This window comes from Algoriphagus sp. TR-M9, assembly GCF_027594545.1.
Taxonomy (GTDB): domain Bacteria; phylum Bacteroidota; class Bacteroidia; order Cytophagales; family Cyclobacteriaceae; genus Algoriphagus; species Algoriphagus halophytocola.
In genome coordinates this window covers 493458-506591 of record NZ_CP115160.1, presented here as the reverse complement: position 1 = coordinate 506591, position 13134 = coordinate 493458, and the positions used below count along the sequence as shown (strand labels likewise).

General features: G+C 39.6%; 14 protein-coding genes. 4 read left to right on the top strand and 10 right to left on the bottom strand.

Translation table 11 applies throughout. The features are described 5' to 3' along the window. Positions 1-480: 480 nt before the first annotated feature. From PBT90_RS02405 to PBT90_RS02395, 3 genes are all read right to left on the bottom strand, one after another. Positions 481-897, bottom strand: coding sequence for a PIN-like domain-containing protein (locus PBT90_RS02405; protein ID WP_270131346.1), 417 nt, complete (start codon positions 895-897; stop codon positions 481-483). Next, positions 894-1571: a DUF433 domain-containing protein gene (locus tag PBT90_RS02400; protein WP_270131344.1), complete on the bottom strand. Its 678-nt coding sequence runs from the start codon at positions 1569-1571 to the stop codon at positions 894-896. Before PBT90_RS02400 ends, PBT90_RS02405 begins: the two co-directional genes overlap by 4 nt. A gap of 196 nt (positions 1572-1767) precedes the next feature. Continuing rightward, positions 1768-3612: a hypothetical protein gene (locus PBT90_RS02395; RefSeq protein WP_264808748.1), complete on the bottom strand. Its 1845-nt coding sequence runs from the start codon at positions 3610-3612 to the stop codon at positions 1768-1770. A gap of 151 nt (positions 3613-3763) precedes the next feature. Here PBT90_RS02395 and PBT90_RS02390 point away from each other — a divergent pair, with 151 nt between their 5' ends. Further along, on the top strand, positions 3764-4285 hold the full coding sequence (locus PBT90_RS02390; RefSeq protein WP_264807667.1) for a transposase: 522 nt from the start codon (positions 3764-3766) through the stop codon (positions 4283-4285). Next, the gene (locus PBT90_RS02385; protein WP_264811456.1) at positions 4210-5112 is read left to right on the top strand and encodes an IS3 family transposase; all 903 of its coding nucleotides are present in this window, start codon (positions 4210-4212) and stop codon (positions 5110-5112) included. The genes PBT90_RS02390 and PBT90_RS02385 overlap by 76 nt, the downstream gene beginning before the upstream one ends. Before the next feature lie 299 nt (positions 5113-5411). On the opposite strand, the gene PBT90_RS02380 is transcribed toward PBT90_RS02385, so the two are convergent. Beyond that, positions 5412-7373 (bottom strand): DUF2075 domain-containing protein, encoded by a 1962-nt coding sequence (locus PBT90_RS02380; protein ID WP_264808747.1) that lies wholly within the window; start codon positions 7371-7373, stop codon positions 5412-5414. A 7-nt stretch (positions 7374-7380) separates the two neighbouring features. Then, the gene (locus PBT90_RS02375) at positions 7381-7590 is read right to left on the bottom strand and encodes a helix-turn-helix domain-containing protein (protein ID WP_264808746.1); all 210 of its coding nucleotides are present in this window, start codon (positions 7588-7590) and stop codon (positions 7381-7383) included. Between the two features lie 78 nt (positions 7591-7668). Between PBT90_RS02375 and PBT90_RS02370 the strand changes: the two genes are divergently transcribed. Beyond that, positions 7669-7983: a hypothetical protein gene (locus tag PBT90_RS02370; protein ID WP_264808745.1), complete on the top strand. Its 315-nt coding sequence runs from the start codon at positions 7669-7671 to the stop codon at positions 7981-7983. Positions 7984-8849: 866 nt separating this feature from the next. Here the strand turns inward: PBT90_RS02370 and PBT90_RS02365 are convergent. The 3 genes from PBT90_RS02365 to PBT90_RS02355 form a co-directional block, all read right to left on the bottom strand. After that, the gene (locus PBT90_RS02365; RefSeq protein WP_264808744.1) at positions 8850-9584 is read right to left on the bottom strand and encodes a DUF3800 domain-containing protein; all 735 of its coding nucleotides are present in this window, start codon (positions 9582-9584) and stop codon (positions 8850-8852) included. Between the two features lie 428 nt (positions 9585-10012). Then, a complete protein-coding gene (locus PBT90_RS02360; RefSeq protein WP_264808743.1) occupies positions 10013-10483 on the bottom strand; it encodes a very short patch repair endonuclease in 471 nt (156 codons plus the stop codon). Beyond that, entirely contained in the window at positions 10470-10679 is a 210-nt protein-coding gene (locus PBT90_RS02355; protein WP_264808742.1) for a helix-turn-helix domain-containing protein, read from the bottom strand. Before PBT90_RS02355 ends, PBT90_RS02360 begins: the two co-directional genes overlap by 14 nt. Before the next feature lie 85 nt (positions 10680-10764). Between PBT90_RS02355 and PBT90_RS02350 the strand changes: the two genes are divergently transcribed. Continuing rightward, on the top strand, positions 10765-11376 hold the full coding sequence (locus tag PBT90_RS02350; protein ID WP_264808741.1) for a hypothetical protein: 612 nt from the start codon (positions 10765-10767) through the stop codon (positions 11374-11376). 73 nt (positions 11377-11449) lie between these two features. Here PBT90_RS02350 and PBT90_RS02345 read toward each other — a convergent pair whose 3' ends face one another. Both PBT90_RS02345 and PBT90_RS02340 read right to left on the bottom strand, forming a co-directional pair. Next, on the bottom strand, positions 11450-11953 hold the full coding sequence (locus PBT90_RS02345) for a DUF4411 family protein (RefSeq protein ID WP_264808740.1): 504 nt from the start codon (positions 11951-11953) through the stop codon (positions 11450-11452). After that, positions 11950-13128: an XRE family transcriptional regulator gene (locus tag PBT90_RS02340; protein ID WP_264808739.1), complete on the bottom strand. Its 1179-nt coding sequence runs from the start codon at positions 13126-13128 to the stop codon at positions 11950-11952. Before PBT90_RS02340 ends, PBT90_RS02345 begins: the two co-directional genes overlap by 4 nt. Between the last annotated feature and the right edge of the window lie 6 nt (positions 13129-13134).

Below are 13134 nucleotides of genomic sequence, written 5' to 3'. Positions count from 1 at the left end.
GGATCTTCGATTTCAATAACTAAAAGGCAATTTCAAAAAAGTGATTTTTAGATACAAAACCAGCCCGCTGCCTGGCCTCCCGATACGCTCGCTATACGGGACAGGCTCTTCGCTAAAAAAGTCCACAGGACATTTTATTTACGCTCGGTCCTCCAGTACAGGGTATTTTTACCACCTCACCCCTGCCTTCTTCCCGATTTCGCTCCGCTCACCGGGACAGGCTCCCCGCAATACTGCGGGGCAGGCATTTAGGAGAAAGTGATTGTCTCTGCTGAAAGTGGAGTGAGAAGGTCAACAAAAAAAGGAGCTCCCAAGCAGGTTACTGCAAATGGATGAACTCCTACTTTTTAAGGAGAATCAATTGCCCTTTCCCATATTGGCTGTGCTTCTGCATCACTTTGTTCTCAAATCGCTAACTTTCGGAATTGAAATATTGAGGAGGAACCCCACTCTACATTCCTTTAATACCATCATCTAATTCTAAAAAATCTTCTTGAGCTTACCAGTAACATTTACCTCATACCCAAAAGGTCTCTTTTCTTCTATCGCAATTTTAGTAATTTCCGGCCAAGAACGGGCTAGCATTTCCACCATTTGCCAGACGCTTAGACCAGATTTTTTGGTTTGAGCCTTTAGGAAGAATATCCCTAGATTATGCTCTTTGAGCAGTGAGATTTCATGTTTGCGGCGATTGAGATGTAGGTCTCTGGTAATCACACAGGATTTTAACTTCCCCATCTCAGGAATCCAGTCTTTATCTTTACTACCATATCCGAAATAGGCAGGCAGATGCTGGACTTCTAATGGGATTCCTGTTTTCAGGGATTCAGGACCTTGGATCAATTGAAATCCAGGGGCAAGATGCGGAGGGATATTTTCATCCGTGAAGATTATCATGCCGCATTCTTACAAAATGCAATTGCATCCTCCGCTTCTTTCTCCGTGATTTTATAAATATGAGCAATGTATGGGACAGGATCACCTGCCTGAAAATGCTCAAAAATGGTTTCGGGATAGATATTCTTACCTTCAATAATAGGATGACCAAATTTTCTGCTTGGATCGATCACTATCGCATGTTCCTTACCCATTGGCCATAGCTTGGATACTACATCCTCCTCACCAAAGTCAAGCTTCTTAAAGAAAACCGAAATAATCTCCAAATTGAATTGATCTGAGCCATTTAGAGAAATAACATCGGCACCATTCTTCCAGTAGATGAGTTTGCCGTCAGTTTTGATTTCTTGGAGTACCTGTTTTTGTGCAAAGGGGAAATGTGTATTATAAAACTCACCCAGCTTTTGATGAGCTTTGAGCACTTCAGCTGTCTTCACTCCCTTTTCAGCTAATTGGATCATGACATAGAGTTCCACTACCGTATGAAAACTTACGGCTCTAGATCCATCTATCAGCCAGGAATATTGCGACTGAAACTCCTCTCCCAGCTGTCCATCCCAATACTTGGTCACATATCTATGCACCTTGGTATAAGGCAGATGCAGGATGGTCGCCGCATCGCGAAGGGTGTATATCCCCTGTCCTATCTGTGGTTTATTTTCGAAAGCGATCATGGTTTAATCTTTAAAGGTACTAGATTATACGGTTTGCTTTATTGATTGGCGCAAATTCAGACATGGATTGCCAGTTAGTTGAAAATCAATCAGCGGGAGCTTCCCCGTTTGGTGTAGTTTTGTCACTTGTGGGACTGGGAGAGATTTGTATTTCACCCCTAGTATCCTTGCCAATTTGCAATTAGCTTTCTTACCTTCATTTACTCAATGCCTTTACGATCCGCTCTTGGTTTATCACCACATCCCGAAACAGCACATGCGGGAAGGTCATATACTTTGAATTTTTAAAAGCTTCATAAATTGCGAGTAAGGTAGATGCTGTCAATAATGAAAGGTTCATATCCACATCCATCTCACAGTCAGTGACAAAATCATCACTGAATTCTGGTGCTACTAGCAGGATCTTCACGATACGAAGGTTGTTTTTTAATGCTATATTCTGGTAAGATTTCAGTTGTCGAGATACTGTGCTGAACTTATTGTACCCGCTCTCTTTACTAGTCTTGCACTCTACGATGATCACTTCATCATTTCCAAGATTAATGAGAATGTCCATGAGATCTTTAGTGGTATTCAGTTCCTGTCGGAATTTCTCATCCACATGAAATCCCAATCCCTGAAAAATCACCTTCGTCAACTCTTCAAATTTCACCCCCAATTCGCTTTCCCGGATCTGAATACCATTCTCCTTTAGCTGATTATAATTTCGATAACCTACATGTTCATAGTTTTCAAGATAGAGGTTTTCTACATCCTTGTAGTGTTCTAGAATATTTAGAATATCGTCTCCTCTTTGCTTTACCCCATGTTCTTTTTTAAACTTGTCTAGATCTGTCTTTTCAATCAAGTCTAAGATATCTCGCGGTTTGATATTGTAATCCAATAAAAACTCAGCATCCAGCACAAATTCATCTTGAAGTTCGAAATGCTGCTTCATCGTTTTGTTCATTGAAGGAATGGATTGATGAAGATCTTTCAGTAGTTTATCATAGCCATCGACTGAGATCCCTACTTTTTCATCTTTTTCGACTGCCTCAAAATACTGAATCAGGCTATCTATTTTCTCCTGCAGTGTGCTCCCTCTCAGGTTGGGGATCTGCAATCCCTTTTCACAGAGTTCATTTAAAGTTTTCTTCCTTTCTGTCAGATTGGTCCCATCCTTATAAATATCATTGACCAGCAGGTCAGTGAATGAAACTCCTGCACTGATAATGTCCTCTATCTTCCTAGAAGTGGACAGCTTTCTATCTATGTTATGGTTCTTTGCAATGGAATTGATTATGGGCTCCCGGAGTAACTTGAGGGTACGTCTGTAGAATTTATCTGCTACTTCTTTATTTCTGACTTTTCTTAATAAGCGTACCATTTCATCAGCAACGAAAATGGTATTCTCTTTTTTGGAATAGAAAATCACCCCAATGTTCTTGAGGTTATTAATCACTTCCTGTATATCCATTTTCTTAACGCCAAGTATGGAGTAATTGATCAGTTTGATTTCTTCTTGGGACAGACCTAATTCTTTGGAAAGTGTCAGAATAATGGATAGTTCATCTGAGGTGATTTTTGCTTCCCTATTGTTTTCAAGGTCATTAAAAAATGCTGTAGACAAACAGGCCTGATATATTCTATAGTCTCTTTTACGTTCAGGACTAAGGTCCGATTTATCATCTTTAGCATCGGCCGCCAAAGTTTTTATTTTGGCATTCAATGACTTGATTTCAGCCTCGTATAACCTAGAAAACCAATCCTGCCGCATCAAGCAATTACCATCTCTGATAATAATGTCTATTAAAATATCGAGTTGAGAGTTTACTTCCTGAAATTCGCAGCGTACATATTCAGTAAACTCTTCTTCAACCAGTTCAAAGATTTTGGAGATGTTTTGATTATCGACAGATTTTAATCCTTTATCGGCTTGAGCAAGGATTTTTTCTATTTCTTTCCTTTTCTCCTTACTACTTGAAATAATGTTGTCAATGATTTTAATAAAAGAGTTTTTTTCAATGGAACTGAGTCTATCCAGGATTTTTTCAAGCTTCATAAGACATGGGTTAGTAAGGTTAAATGAGTTTATTCCATTAAGAAATTATCCCTAAGAAAATCAAAACTTAAAGAAAGTGATTTTCAGATACAAAAAAATACCCTGTACTGAAATAGCCCCAAAAAGTTAGACACTATTTGAAGGCAATTTTATGAAAGGTAAAAAGAAGTATTCTGTCCTCTTTAGGAAAGAGGCAGTTGATCAAGTGATCCACGATAAGCGATCAGTATTTAAAGTAGGTCAGGATTTAGGAGTTGATAAATCTCTTATTCGTAAATGGGTTCTCTTGTATCAAAAACACGGAATTATGGGCCTTATGCCTATTTCAAATAGAGAATATCCTCCTGCATTCAAGGTCAAGGCTATTGAGACCATGCGAAAGAAGTCGTTATCTTTATTGGAGACCTGTATTCAGTTTAATATTCGAAGTCCTGGTTCCTTGGTCAAATGGATAGCTCTTTATGATGAAAAAGGCTCTGAAGGTTTAGCAAGGAAACAAAGTGAACCAAAATTTCCCATGGCCAAAAGAATCAAAAAGCCCAAAACCAAGGAAGAAGAGCTCCTGAAGGAATTAGCTTCCCTGAGAGCTGAAAATGCATATTTAAAAAAGCTCCATGCCTTAATTCAAGCCGACAAAGAGAAAGAAGAAAAGCGGAAGTCATCCAGGAATTAAGGCAGTCTCATGCATTATCAGATCTGTTAGTGCATGCTGGGATGGCCAGAAGTACCTTTTATTATCACATAAAACAATCCAGAAAGCCGGATAAATATCTGGAAGCCAAAAAGGCTATTTCCAGGATCTATAAGGAACATAAAGGGCGAATGGGCTACAGGCGCATCAAATTTCAACTTAGAAACGAAGGCATGATTCTCAACCATAAAACAGTTTTGAGATTGATGCAGGAATTGGGAATCCAGAGTTTGATTCGGACAAAAAAATACAAATCCTATAAGGGGGAAATGGGTAAAGTCGCTCCAAATCTTTTAGAACGCAACTTTAAAGCTTCTATGCCAAATGAAAAATGGGCTACCGATATTACGGAGTTTAAAGTCACTGACAAGAAACTCTACTTGTCTCCGATCATTGATATGTTCAATGGAGAGATCATCAGTTATACCATGTCAGAAAATGCCAAATTAAAGCCTGTAATTGATATGTTAGAGCAAGTGGAACGCCCTATTGCGAAGGAAAAACCGGTAATTATGCAATCAGACCAAGGATGGCACTACCAAATGAAATTGTATCAGGATACATTACACAAAAAGAACATTGTCCCAAGTATGTCCCGAAAAGGAAATTGCTTGGACAATGCGATAATAGAAAATTTCTTTGGAACCCTTAAATGTGAATTGTTCTATCTAAAAAAGTACAATTCAATCAATGAGCTGAAAAAAGAAATCAAAGAATACATCCATTATTATAATCACAAAAGAATCCGATTAAACCTGAATGGAATGAGTCCAGTGAGTTATCGAATCCATTCACTAAATTCAACATAACAAGAAAAAAATGTCCAAAAATCTGGGGCTAGTCTAGTACAGGGTATTTTTACTACCTCACCCCTGCCTTCTTCCCGATTTCACTCCGTTCACCGGGACAGGCCTTTAGGAGAGGGCGATCCTCTCTGCTGAAAGTGATATGATCTGGTCCCAAATGGATAGCTCCCCTTCACGATTCTGCTAAATGGAAAGTATTTTCCTTCTGAAATGAATCAAATGCCCTGCCTTCAAGGGGAGTGCCTGTCCCGATATTTTAATCCCGAGCGGTTGCAATTCGGGAGCTAGGGTAGGGTTGAAAATCAAATTTCCTTCATACCGCATGAAAGTAAAAATTCAAAAGTGCTATCATATAAATCTAGAGGCCTAGTGGGATCCAAGCTTTCTCCATGTGGAATGAAGATAACAATACCTTGGCGAGCTCTAGTCATGAGTACTCTGTAGGCATTTCTTAGATAGGATTTTTCGACCTCACTTTTGACAGCTTTCCATTTAGATCCCTCGAAGGATTGATAGTTCCATTTCTCATCCTTGAAATAGAAATTAATATCCCAAGCCAAGCACAGATAGTCTATTTCCAAACCCTGAATATCAAACTCAGTTGCGACTGTCTCAAGATAATAAGAGGAACGAACATCAGTGGCTTCATTTAAAAACCAATCCTCTGCAGTAATTTCATTCTTCACATCAATCCCAACAGCCCTTAAACGTCTTCCTCCAGAACTACCAACTAATCCGATTCTTTCTGTTCCCTTAGCTTTTTTTCTAAGCCATTGTTTTGCAGTGTTAAAGTCTCTTGTTACGAAAAATGGAAATACACTATTGATATCTGTCAATATGGAATTTGCTTGGATTGAATTGCCCCTTATAACCTCGTGAACAAAAGATGAAATTCTTTCTGATCGAAATGAGCGGACAGATACTGACAAGTGTAGATATTCTTCCGAATTACCATTTGCTTGGAGCCAATTTTTTAGTTCTTCGTCAGCTAAATAGTCATTGTCACTAGTGATAAGATTGGAGTAATAAATATCCCAATCTTGGTGATGACTTTTCAATGCATTTACCCATTCAGATAGGCCAGCTTCACCGGTATTAATCTCTTGTCCACCCCCTATTAAACAGATAATTGTGCAATGATTAGAATGCCTATTCATTACATCTATCAAAAACTCAGGTTCGGACATTTCAAATTCCATTCCTTTCCCTTTCATAAAAGATGAAGCTTTCTTTTTGGTCCATGCCCTTTGGGCTTCGTCAAAAATAACCACCTTTTCATCTGGAGCTTGATTTGAGATGAGGTTGTCATCCCGAAAATGGTGAATGTTTTGAATAAAGGCATTGGCTTTAATAGCTGATTGTTTCTTAGTAAGCTTTTGGCCTTTTTCCTTTGCCTTTTGAACTTCATCTCTTACCAAAGCCTCTCTCAGCACATACACTAAAGGTCCATTTCCTGAAAGAAATACTGCATTTTCATCTTCATGAGCTTTCCTTCTTTCATTGGCGATATTAAGTCCGGCTAAGGTTTTACCTGCGCCTGGCACACCGGTTAAAAAACAAATTGATTTTGAACCTTCAGCCTTAGAATGTTCAATGATTCGATTTATACATTCAGTGGTAATAGATAGGTTAATTGCCCCTGCATCATGCCTTGAAATTTCAGAAACTGAGTGACCTCTATAAAGAGCCTGTGACGCTTCTATTATAGTTGGAGTAGGTTTGTAAATTGAATTCTCCCAAAGAATAGGATTGATTTGTAATCCGTTACTCGATAAAAGTGTCTCGGCTATGATACTACCAATATTGTTTTGATTTGCTTTAAGAGGTTCAAACAGCCTGTCGTTTACTTCATAACTGTTCTTAAAATTGGGAGCTCTTGTAGAGATCAGTACAGGTACAAGTTTTTCGTGGTGGCTGCCTTCATGGAAATTTTTCAAGTCTAAACAGTAGTCTACAGTTTGATCTATTCCATGCTTTTGATATTCTGTATCACCCACTTTAAATTCAAGTACAAAGATGAAATCTTTAATGATTAAAATATTGTCGACACGTTTTCCCATTCTAGGAATAGAAAACTCAAAATAAATTTGACCATTATTAATTGAAGCCAATTCCTTTTTAAGAATTTCAATCTGTTTGACCCATGCATTTCGCTGTAAGATGTCCGCTGCGAAATCGTGATTTCGAATTAACTGACCAAGAATTTTGTCGTTATTATCCTTAATAAATTCAGAAATGGTATTTGAGTAGTAGCTTCTTTGCATCAAAAAATCAATCAATATTCAAAAAATCAATTAATCGCGTTTCCAGCGCTTTGGCGATTTTATAAATGGTCTCTATAGAGACATTTCGCTTTCCATTTTCTATATCCGAAACATAGGTTCTATCCAGATCAGCTAGTTCTGCCAACTTCTCCTGAGAAACCTTTTTACTATTCCTTATTTCCCTTACTTTTTTGCCGTATTCCGCCTTGACGTCCATACTGCAATCTGAAAAAATGTAGACTATCGTACCACCGACTATAGTCTACAAATTGATAGTAATTGGGTATATTTGGGAATGAAAAACATAAAACTCAACTACCGTTACCGGGACGCGGACAATTACAAGCAGTTTGGCTCTGTGGTGTTTTCTAATCCTTCTAGGCTACCTGTGGAAGAAGCCACTGCCCTACTCCTGCCTAAGTTGATCTCTGAGGAGTTCTTTGTTCCTGATGATTGGGGACTTTCCCGACTACATGCGTCGCCTTATAATCCTGCTGTAGATCATGAGTGGCATGAATTTGAGGAGTTTGAAGAGACGAATGAGGAGGCTACAGATAACAGGGAGATTGGTGAGTTTTTGAAGGGTTTGGTGAAAGGGTATGAGGTGTAGTTTTTAAGAGCATGAATACTTTCATTTACTCCCACACTGAATATCTAAGACCCTCTAGGACTATTGAAACTGTATATATGTCAGATGGCTCTAATGTCAGAGCGTTCTATATTTATAACTATGAAGGGTATTCTTTCAGGGTATTTGAGGATATTCTAGCACTTATCTTATTTTTTGAAACTGGCGAAGAGGCCGCTACTCATTTTGATACAGAAGAAGAGTTGGATTATTTTTTAGAGAGAGTATCGTTTTGAAATCTTTTTTCAGGGTAATTTTCTCTCGTCCTTTTGGCTTAGCCCAAAAGGAGGGCTGAGCGTCAAAAATGATCCCTTTGGATCATTTTAGCGAAGAGCCAGGATTGTGGGCTGCGTCAAGCCGCCAGCAAAGCTTCCCCCCCCCCAGACCAGCCGCCTGGCTCGCTGCTGCGTCCTGCCAGCGCGCCCTAGATAACAGCGAATCTGCTAATCGATTAATATGTTATGCTACTATTCCATATCATTTGTCACTATGAATTCAAAACCGCAAATTGAATCTGGGCATTGATGAATTTGAGTTTGGCTGATGGTATGGCTTAGGTCTGCGATGATCTCTGTCCTGAGTCCGCAGTGTGGGCATGTGGTAGGTTGGTCGGAAGACAGGAATTGGTGGTTGTAGGTAGTTGGATTCATGAAGGCCAAAAATATGAAATCTATTTGTGTTTGACTTTTGATATTATTCTTCTACTTTAAAAGACTTATTCTTTTTAGGCCAATGCAACCACATAATTTAAATTTGCGTAATAAATATTAGTAGTATATTTGACAAACATTTGGACCGGGGTGTCCCCGATCGGCAAGGAGCTCAGCGTAAGTTGGGCTCTTTGTTTTTTAAGGATAAATTTTAAGTCCATACACTTTTCCATTTTGCCGGTAAAACTTAGGATAGATTAAATCAAAAGCTGGGTTTGCTCTATTTGGCTCAATAACATGCCTGGCAGATGGGTATGCAGCTAGGTCCGCCAATTGAAGACCATTGATATTCTCCTTTTTGGATTTAAAGAAGATACGAACTCCATAAGCCTTGAGCCTCTCTTCCGACACATATCCTGTTCCTCTGGACAACAGACGCTGAAAATGCTCTTCCAATCGTTTGTCTTCCTTTTTTCCTCTTTTCTCAATAATGATTTCCAATTCACTATTCTTCATCCCTAAACTATCTAGGTAGAAGACCGATCTCTCAATGATGAAAGAGAGAGCCAATTCATACACATCGTTTGAGAGTTTACCAAACCTTTGGATATATTCTATCTTTCGAATTGCAGAAGCGATGATCGTATAGGGTTGTTCAGCAATTACCTTGTTTAGCTTATCGTAAAACCACTTTTTCTTTTCAAGGTCAAAGAGAATAGCAAATTCCTTATCACACTTTCGGATATCCCTACTATGAAAAATCACCTCCTTCTGTCCCCAAAGTGTAGATTTAATAATATTAAATTCATCTCGTATTTGATGGTAATCTACCTCGGAAACTAACACTCCACAGAGAAGAAATACTGGGAAATCAGGATTTAGGCTAGTCAAGCCATGATCTCCACTTTCGTCTATAAAGAGGTAATATTTCATTGTGTCACTAGCTAGTTAGTCAGCATGGATGTTAAAGTACCCATTCATTGATTCAAAAGTCAGAAATTTTTCCGAATAGGAATAGGTGGTTTTCCGTATTTCCTTTTTAAAAAGATAAAGCTTAGTCAAAAAAAAGCCCTACAAGATGCGCATGTAAACAGAGGCGTGCAGGGGATTGATATTTCAAAAGTAAAAATTTGATAAAAATAAACCTAATATTCTACCTTTTTAAACCCTTAATATTAAAAGGCACAAAAGATTGACTGTTAAACTTATATGGTCCAGATTGACTTTTGCAGACAATTCTATTTTCACCATTTTGCCTCGATGGATTTCGAATTGAATTAAGACGTTGCTCTGGTGTTGTGCCCTTGTTGTTCCCTTGTTGCTCTAGTCAACTTGATTAGGATGGAAACTGCATAATCAATTCATAAAAAGAAATCCAATAGATCCAATATCCTTTTGATACAGGCTCCCCCCTTCACATCAAAATCCCAAAACCTCAACACTGTCCAGCCTTTGGCTTGATAGTAGGCGTTGATTTCCTGATCCCGCTCCATATTCCGCTCGATCTTGGCGATCCAGAACTCCCGGTTGGACTTGATGGTATGTTTTCTCTCTTCCCAGTTGTACCCATGCCAGAAGGTACCGTCCACGAAAATGACGAGCTGGTATTTCTTCAGGCTGATGTCGGGTTTGCCGGGAAGTTTATGCTTTGGGCTTTTATATCTCACTCCTGCTTGCCAAAGTGCTTTCTTCAGTAGCTTCTCCGGTTTGGTTCCCTTTGATCGGATTCTGGACATGTTGAAGGAACGGGCTTCCGTTGTATAGAAGCCATTCTCCTCAGAAAATCTGGGAACTGCTGTCTTGGGGCGTATGTAGGGTTTATTTTTCTTCAAAGAACTCCTTTATCTCTATATCCAGCGCTTCGGCCAGCTTCTCTATTACCTCTAGTGATACATTCCGCTTCCCCTGCTCTATGGCAGAAATATAAGGTCTATTTAATCCTGATTTATCAGCTAAGTCCTCCTGCGAGAGCTCTTTAGCTTTTCTTAACAGCTTCACTTTTTGGCCAAAGGCCTCCTTTATGTCCATATAATTTGTTTACTATTGTAAACATTTTGATACTTATTTCTTATCTTAAGATAGCTTCATCTGATACTAAAAATAACAAAAACTTATGTTCTTAAACCATCTACCCCACCCTCTTCCTGAAAATTGGCTGATAGGCGAATTGGATCAGGATAATGAATACCTGGAACTTCTCGGGCATAATGAAGAATTCCTGCTGTCTATCATGAAGCATGAATATGACAATCCGGCAAAGCCTTATTTCCTAAACCTAAGTCAACTTAAAGGAATTCTGTGCCGGTACGATTTTGAAAGTCTGGATTGGCCGGAATGGTTTAAAAGTCCAAAAGACGGAGTGGAATCAGCTATAAGGTTGATGGAATGGATCAATCTGAACTATGGGACTTTTGATCCGGTGAGCAATTCTGTGCTGGTGTCCCTGGGAACAGAGGATAGGGTAGATTCCATCAGAGCGCATTTTGGTGGAAGGGTTATGGTGCAGGAATTCCAAAACCGCAAGTTGGTATTCCGTGAGGTGAATTTGACCTGGGGAGCCGCCTCGCATTCTGAAGCAGCCTTAAAGGCCATCATACTCTTCTACGAAACTCAGGGTTTTGACACCACAGACCTGACTGTAGGTTTCCTTACCAATGAAAAATTTCAGTTAATAGATGATCTTAGGCCGGCGATTTTGGAACAGCTAAAAAAAGTACCCTATTAAGTTAAACCCAATGATTATGAAAGCAACAGAAGTAAACCCTATTATACCTAAGCGATTTTATTATTCATTCCTTTCAAGTTAGCGAGCATCCAAACCTCACTCCCAACTCTTCCAAAAACTCAAAATCATTAATCCAACGAACTCCCATTTTATCACATACATTGGGGATTTTGATACGCTTGGCATTGGCTGCAGTTACTTTCTCTTCCTTGGTGACAACTGCTGCATTCTCCGCCATGGCATGGGCGATTACCCATGGATCTGCTAGAGAACGACCTTTAGTATTATCTACAAGCGTCAGGTGTCTCTCATCAGCTGCATACATAGCCCCTAAGCACTCTGCCACTTTCCCATCAATTGATTTAACCGGTATGTTACTGGATTTCAGCCAAGCCGACAGGTCATCCTCTGTGCGGAGGATCTCCTTCTGCACTTCTTCCGGCATAAAAACTCTACCCTGTACGCCTAGCTCGCTAAGCAAAGTCCAGTAATCTGGACATAGCCTTGGGTTGTAATATTTCTGCCAACTTTGGATCAGGACGTTGGCGTCCAGGCAATATGTTGCCTGCCCACTCATCCGTAAATCAAGGATTCTAGTTTAGGGAATTTATTTACGTGAACATTCAGCAAATTACTGGCATGGGTAGGCTCTATCACCCCTCCTCGAAAAGCATCCAAAACAGTCTGGGTAAAGAGTCTGCTGTTTTTATTCAACTTAAGTAAGTAAGGATTTGGTCCTCCTTCACTTTCCTTTTGCTTGGCTTTTCGAACTTCTTCCTTTTGCAAAAATTCCTGAAAGCCTATATCTGCCTGTTTCTTTAGCATAGTATATTGAGGCAAAGCAAGCATACCGATTCGGTAAAGTCTCACGAGGAGTGCATAGGAACTAACTCCAAATTTTTTAGCCAGGGCATATACTTCTGCATAGCTGTAACCAAAGCCGTTTTCCAACGCTTGAGTAATTACATGCTTTGGCATCAAAGCTGATGCGGCTACCTCATTGCAAAAGAGCTCAACAGGGTGAAATTTATTCCTATCCCCTATTATAGCTGATTCCACCTCATTTGATATTCCAGTTTCGGCTATCCATATATGTGCAAGCTCGTGCACTAAGGTGAAGAGCTGTGGAGCATTCCAATCATCTGAATTGACAAAGACAAAAGGGGCATAAGGATCTGCGATGGCAAATCCCTGGAGTTCTTCGCTATCCAGCGTAAGTCTAGAATGAATAAAGCTGCTTCGTGATACGAATATACCCTGGGCTTCTGCTGCCAGAATCCACTCGTTTATGATATTGCTTTTTTTATACTGTGATGGATCAATCGCTAACGTACTCAATATATCTGCAGCGACTTGTTCAGGTTTGTCCTTGATTGAAAACGTTCCTACAAAAGGTAATGGTTTTTCACCACTCTCCTGATTGAGTTCTGAAATCCAGGCTTGTTTTTGACGAATTTCCCGGATAATGAATGTAGATGCCGTCCCAAGTTCTATAGATCCAGCTTTTCTAAAGTCTTGTAATGGCTGAAAGTCTCTGGGCACTTTAGGGAAGAAAAATAAAGCAAAGGGTCTTCTGAAGTCATGGGCAAGTTTCTGCGCTTGGCGGATGGTAGGATAATCCTCTCCTTTCTCCCAAGACTCATACCGCTCCACCTTCACACTTACTTTTGCAGCAGCATCTTCCACGGTCATCTTGGCCGTTTTTCTCGCCCATTGTAGGACTACTGGATTGATGTATGCTTTTTCTGCCATAAGGGA

Coding starts and splice junctions, on each gene's coding strand:
- PBT90_RS02405 (WP_270131346.1), bottom strand. CDS start 897: ATGATAATCTTCACGGATGAAAATATCCCTCCGCATCTTGCCCCTGGA.
- PBT90_RS02400 (WP_270131344.1), bottom strand. CDS start 1,571: ATGATCGCTTTCGAAAATAAACCACAGATAGGACAGGGGATATACACC.
- PBT90_RS02395 (WP_264808748.1), bottom strand. CDS start 3,612: ATGAAGCTTGAAAAAATCCTGGATAGACTCAGTTCCATTGAAAAAAAC.
- PBT90_RS02390 (WP_264807667.1), top strand. CDS start 3,764: ATGAAAGGTAAAAAGAAGTATTCTGTCCTCTTTAGGAAAGAGGCAGTT.
- PBT90_RS02380 (WP_264808747.1), bottom strand. CDS start 7,373: ATGCAAAGAAGCTACTACTCAAATACCATTTCTGAATTTATTAAGGAT.
- PBT90_RS02375 (WP_264808746.1), bottom strand. CDS start 7,590: ATGGACGTCAAGGCGGAATACGGCAAAAAAGTAAGGGAAATAAGGAAT.
- PBT90_RS02370 (WP_264808745.1), top strand. CDS start 7,669: ATGAAAAACATAAAACTCAACTACCGTTACCGGGACGCGGACAATTAC.
- PBT90_RS02365 (WP_264808744.1), bottom strand. CDS start 9,584: ATGAAATATTACCTCTTTATAGACGAAAGTGGAGATCATGGCTTGACT.
- PBT90_RS02355 (WP_264808742.1), bottom strand. CDS start 10,679: ATGGACATAAAGGAGGCCTTTGGCCAAAAAGTGAAGCTGTTAAGAAAA.
- PBT90_RS02350 (WP_264808741.1), top strand. CDS start 10,765: ATGTTCTTAAACCATCTACCCCACCCTCTTCCTGAAAATTGGCTGATA.
- PBT90_RS02345 (WP_264808740.1), bottom strand. CDS start 11,953: ATGAGTGGGCAGGCAACATATTGCCTGGACGCCAACGTCCTGATCCAA.
- PBT90_RS02340 (WP_264808739.1), bottom strand. CDS start 13,128: ATGGCAGAAAAAGCATACATCAATCCAGTAGTCCTACAATGGGCGAGA.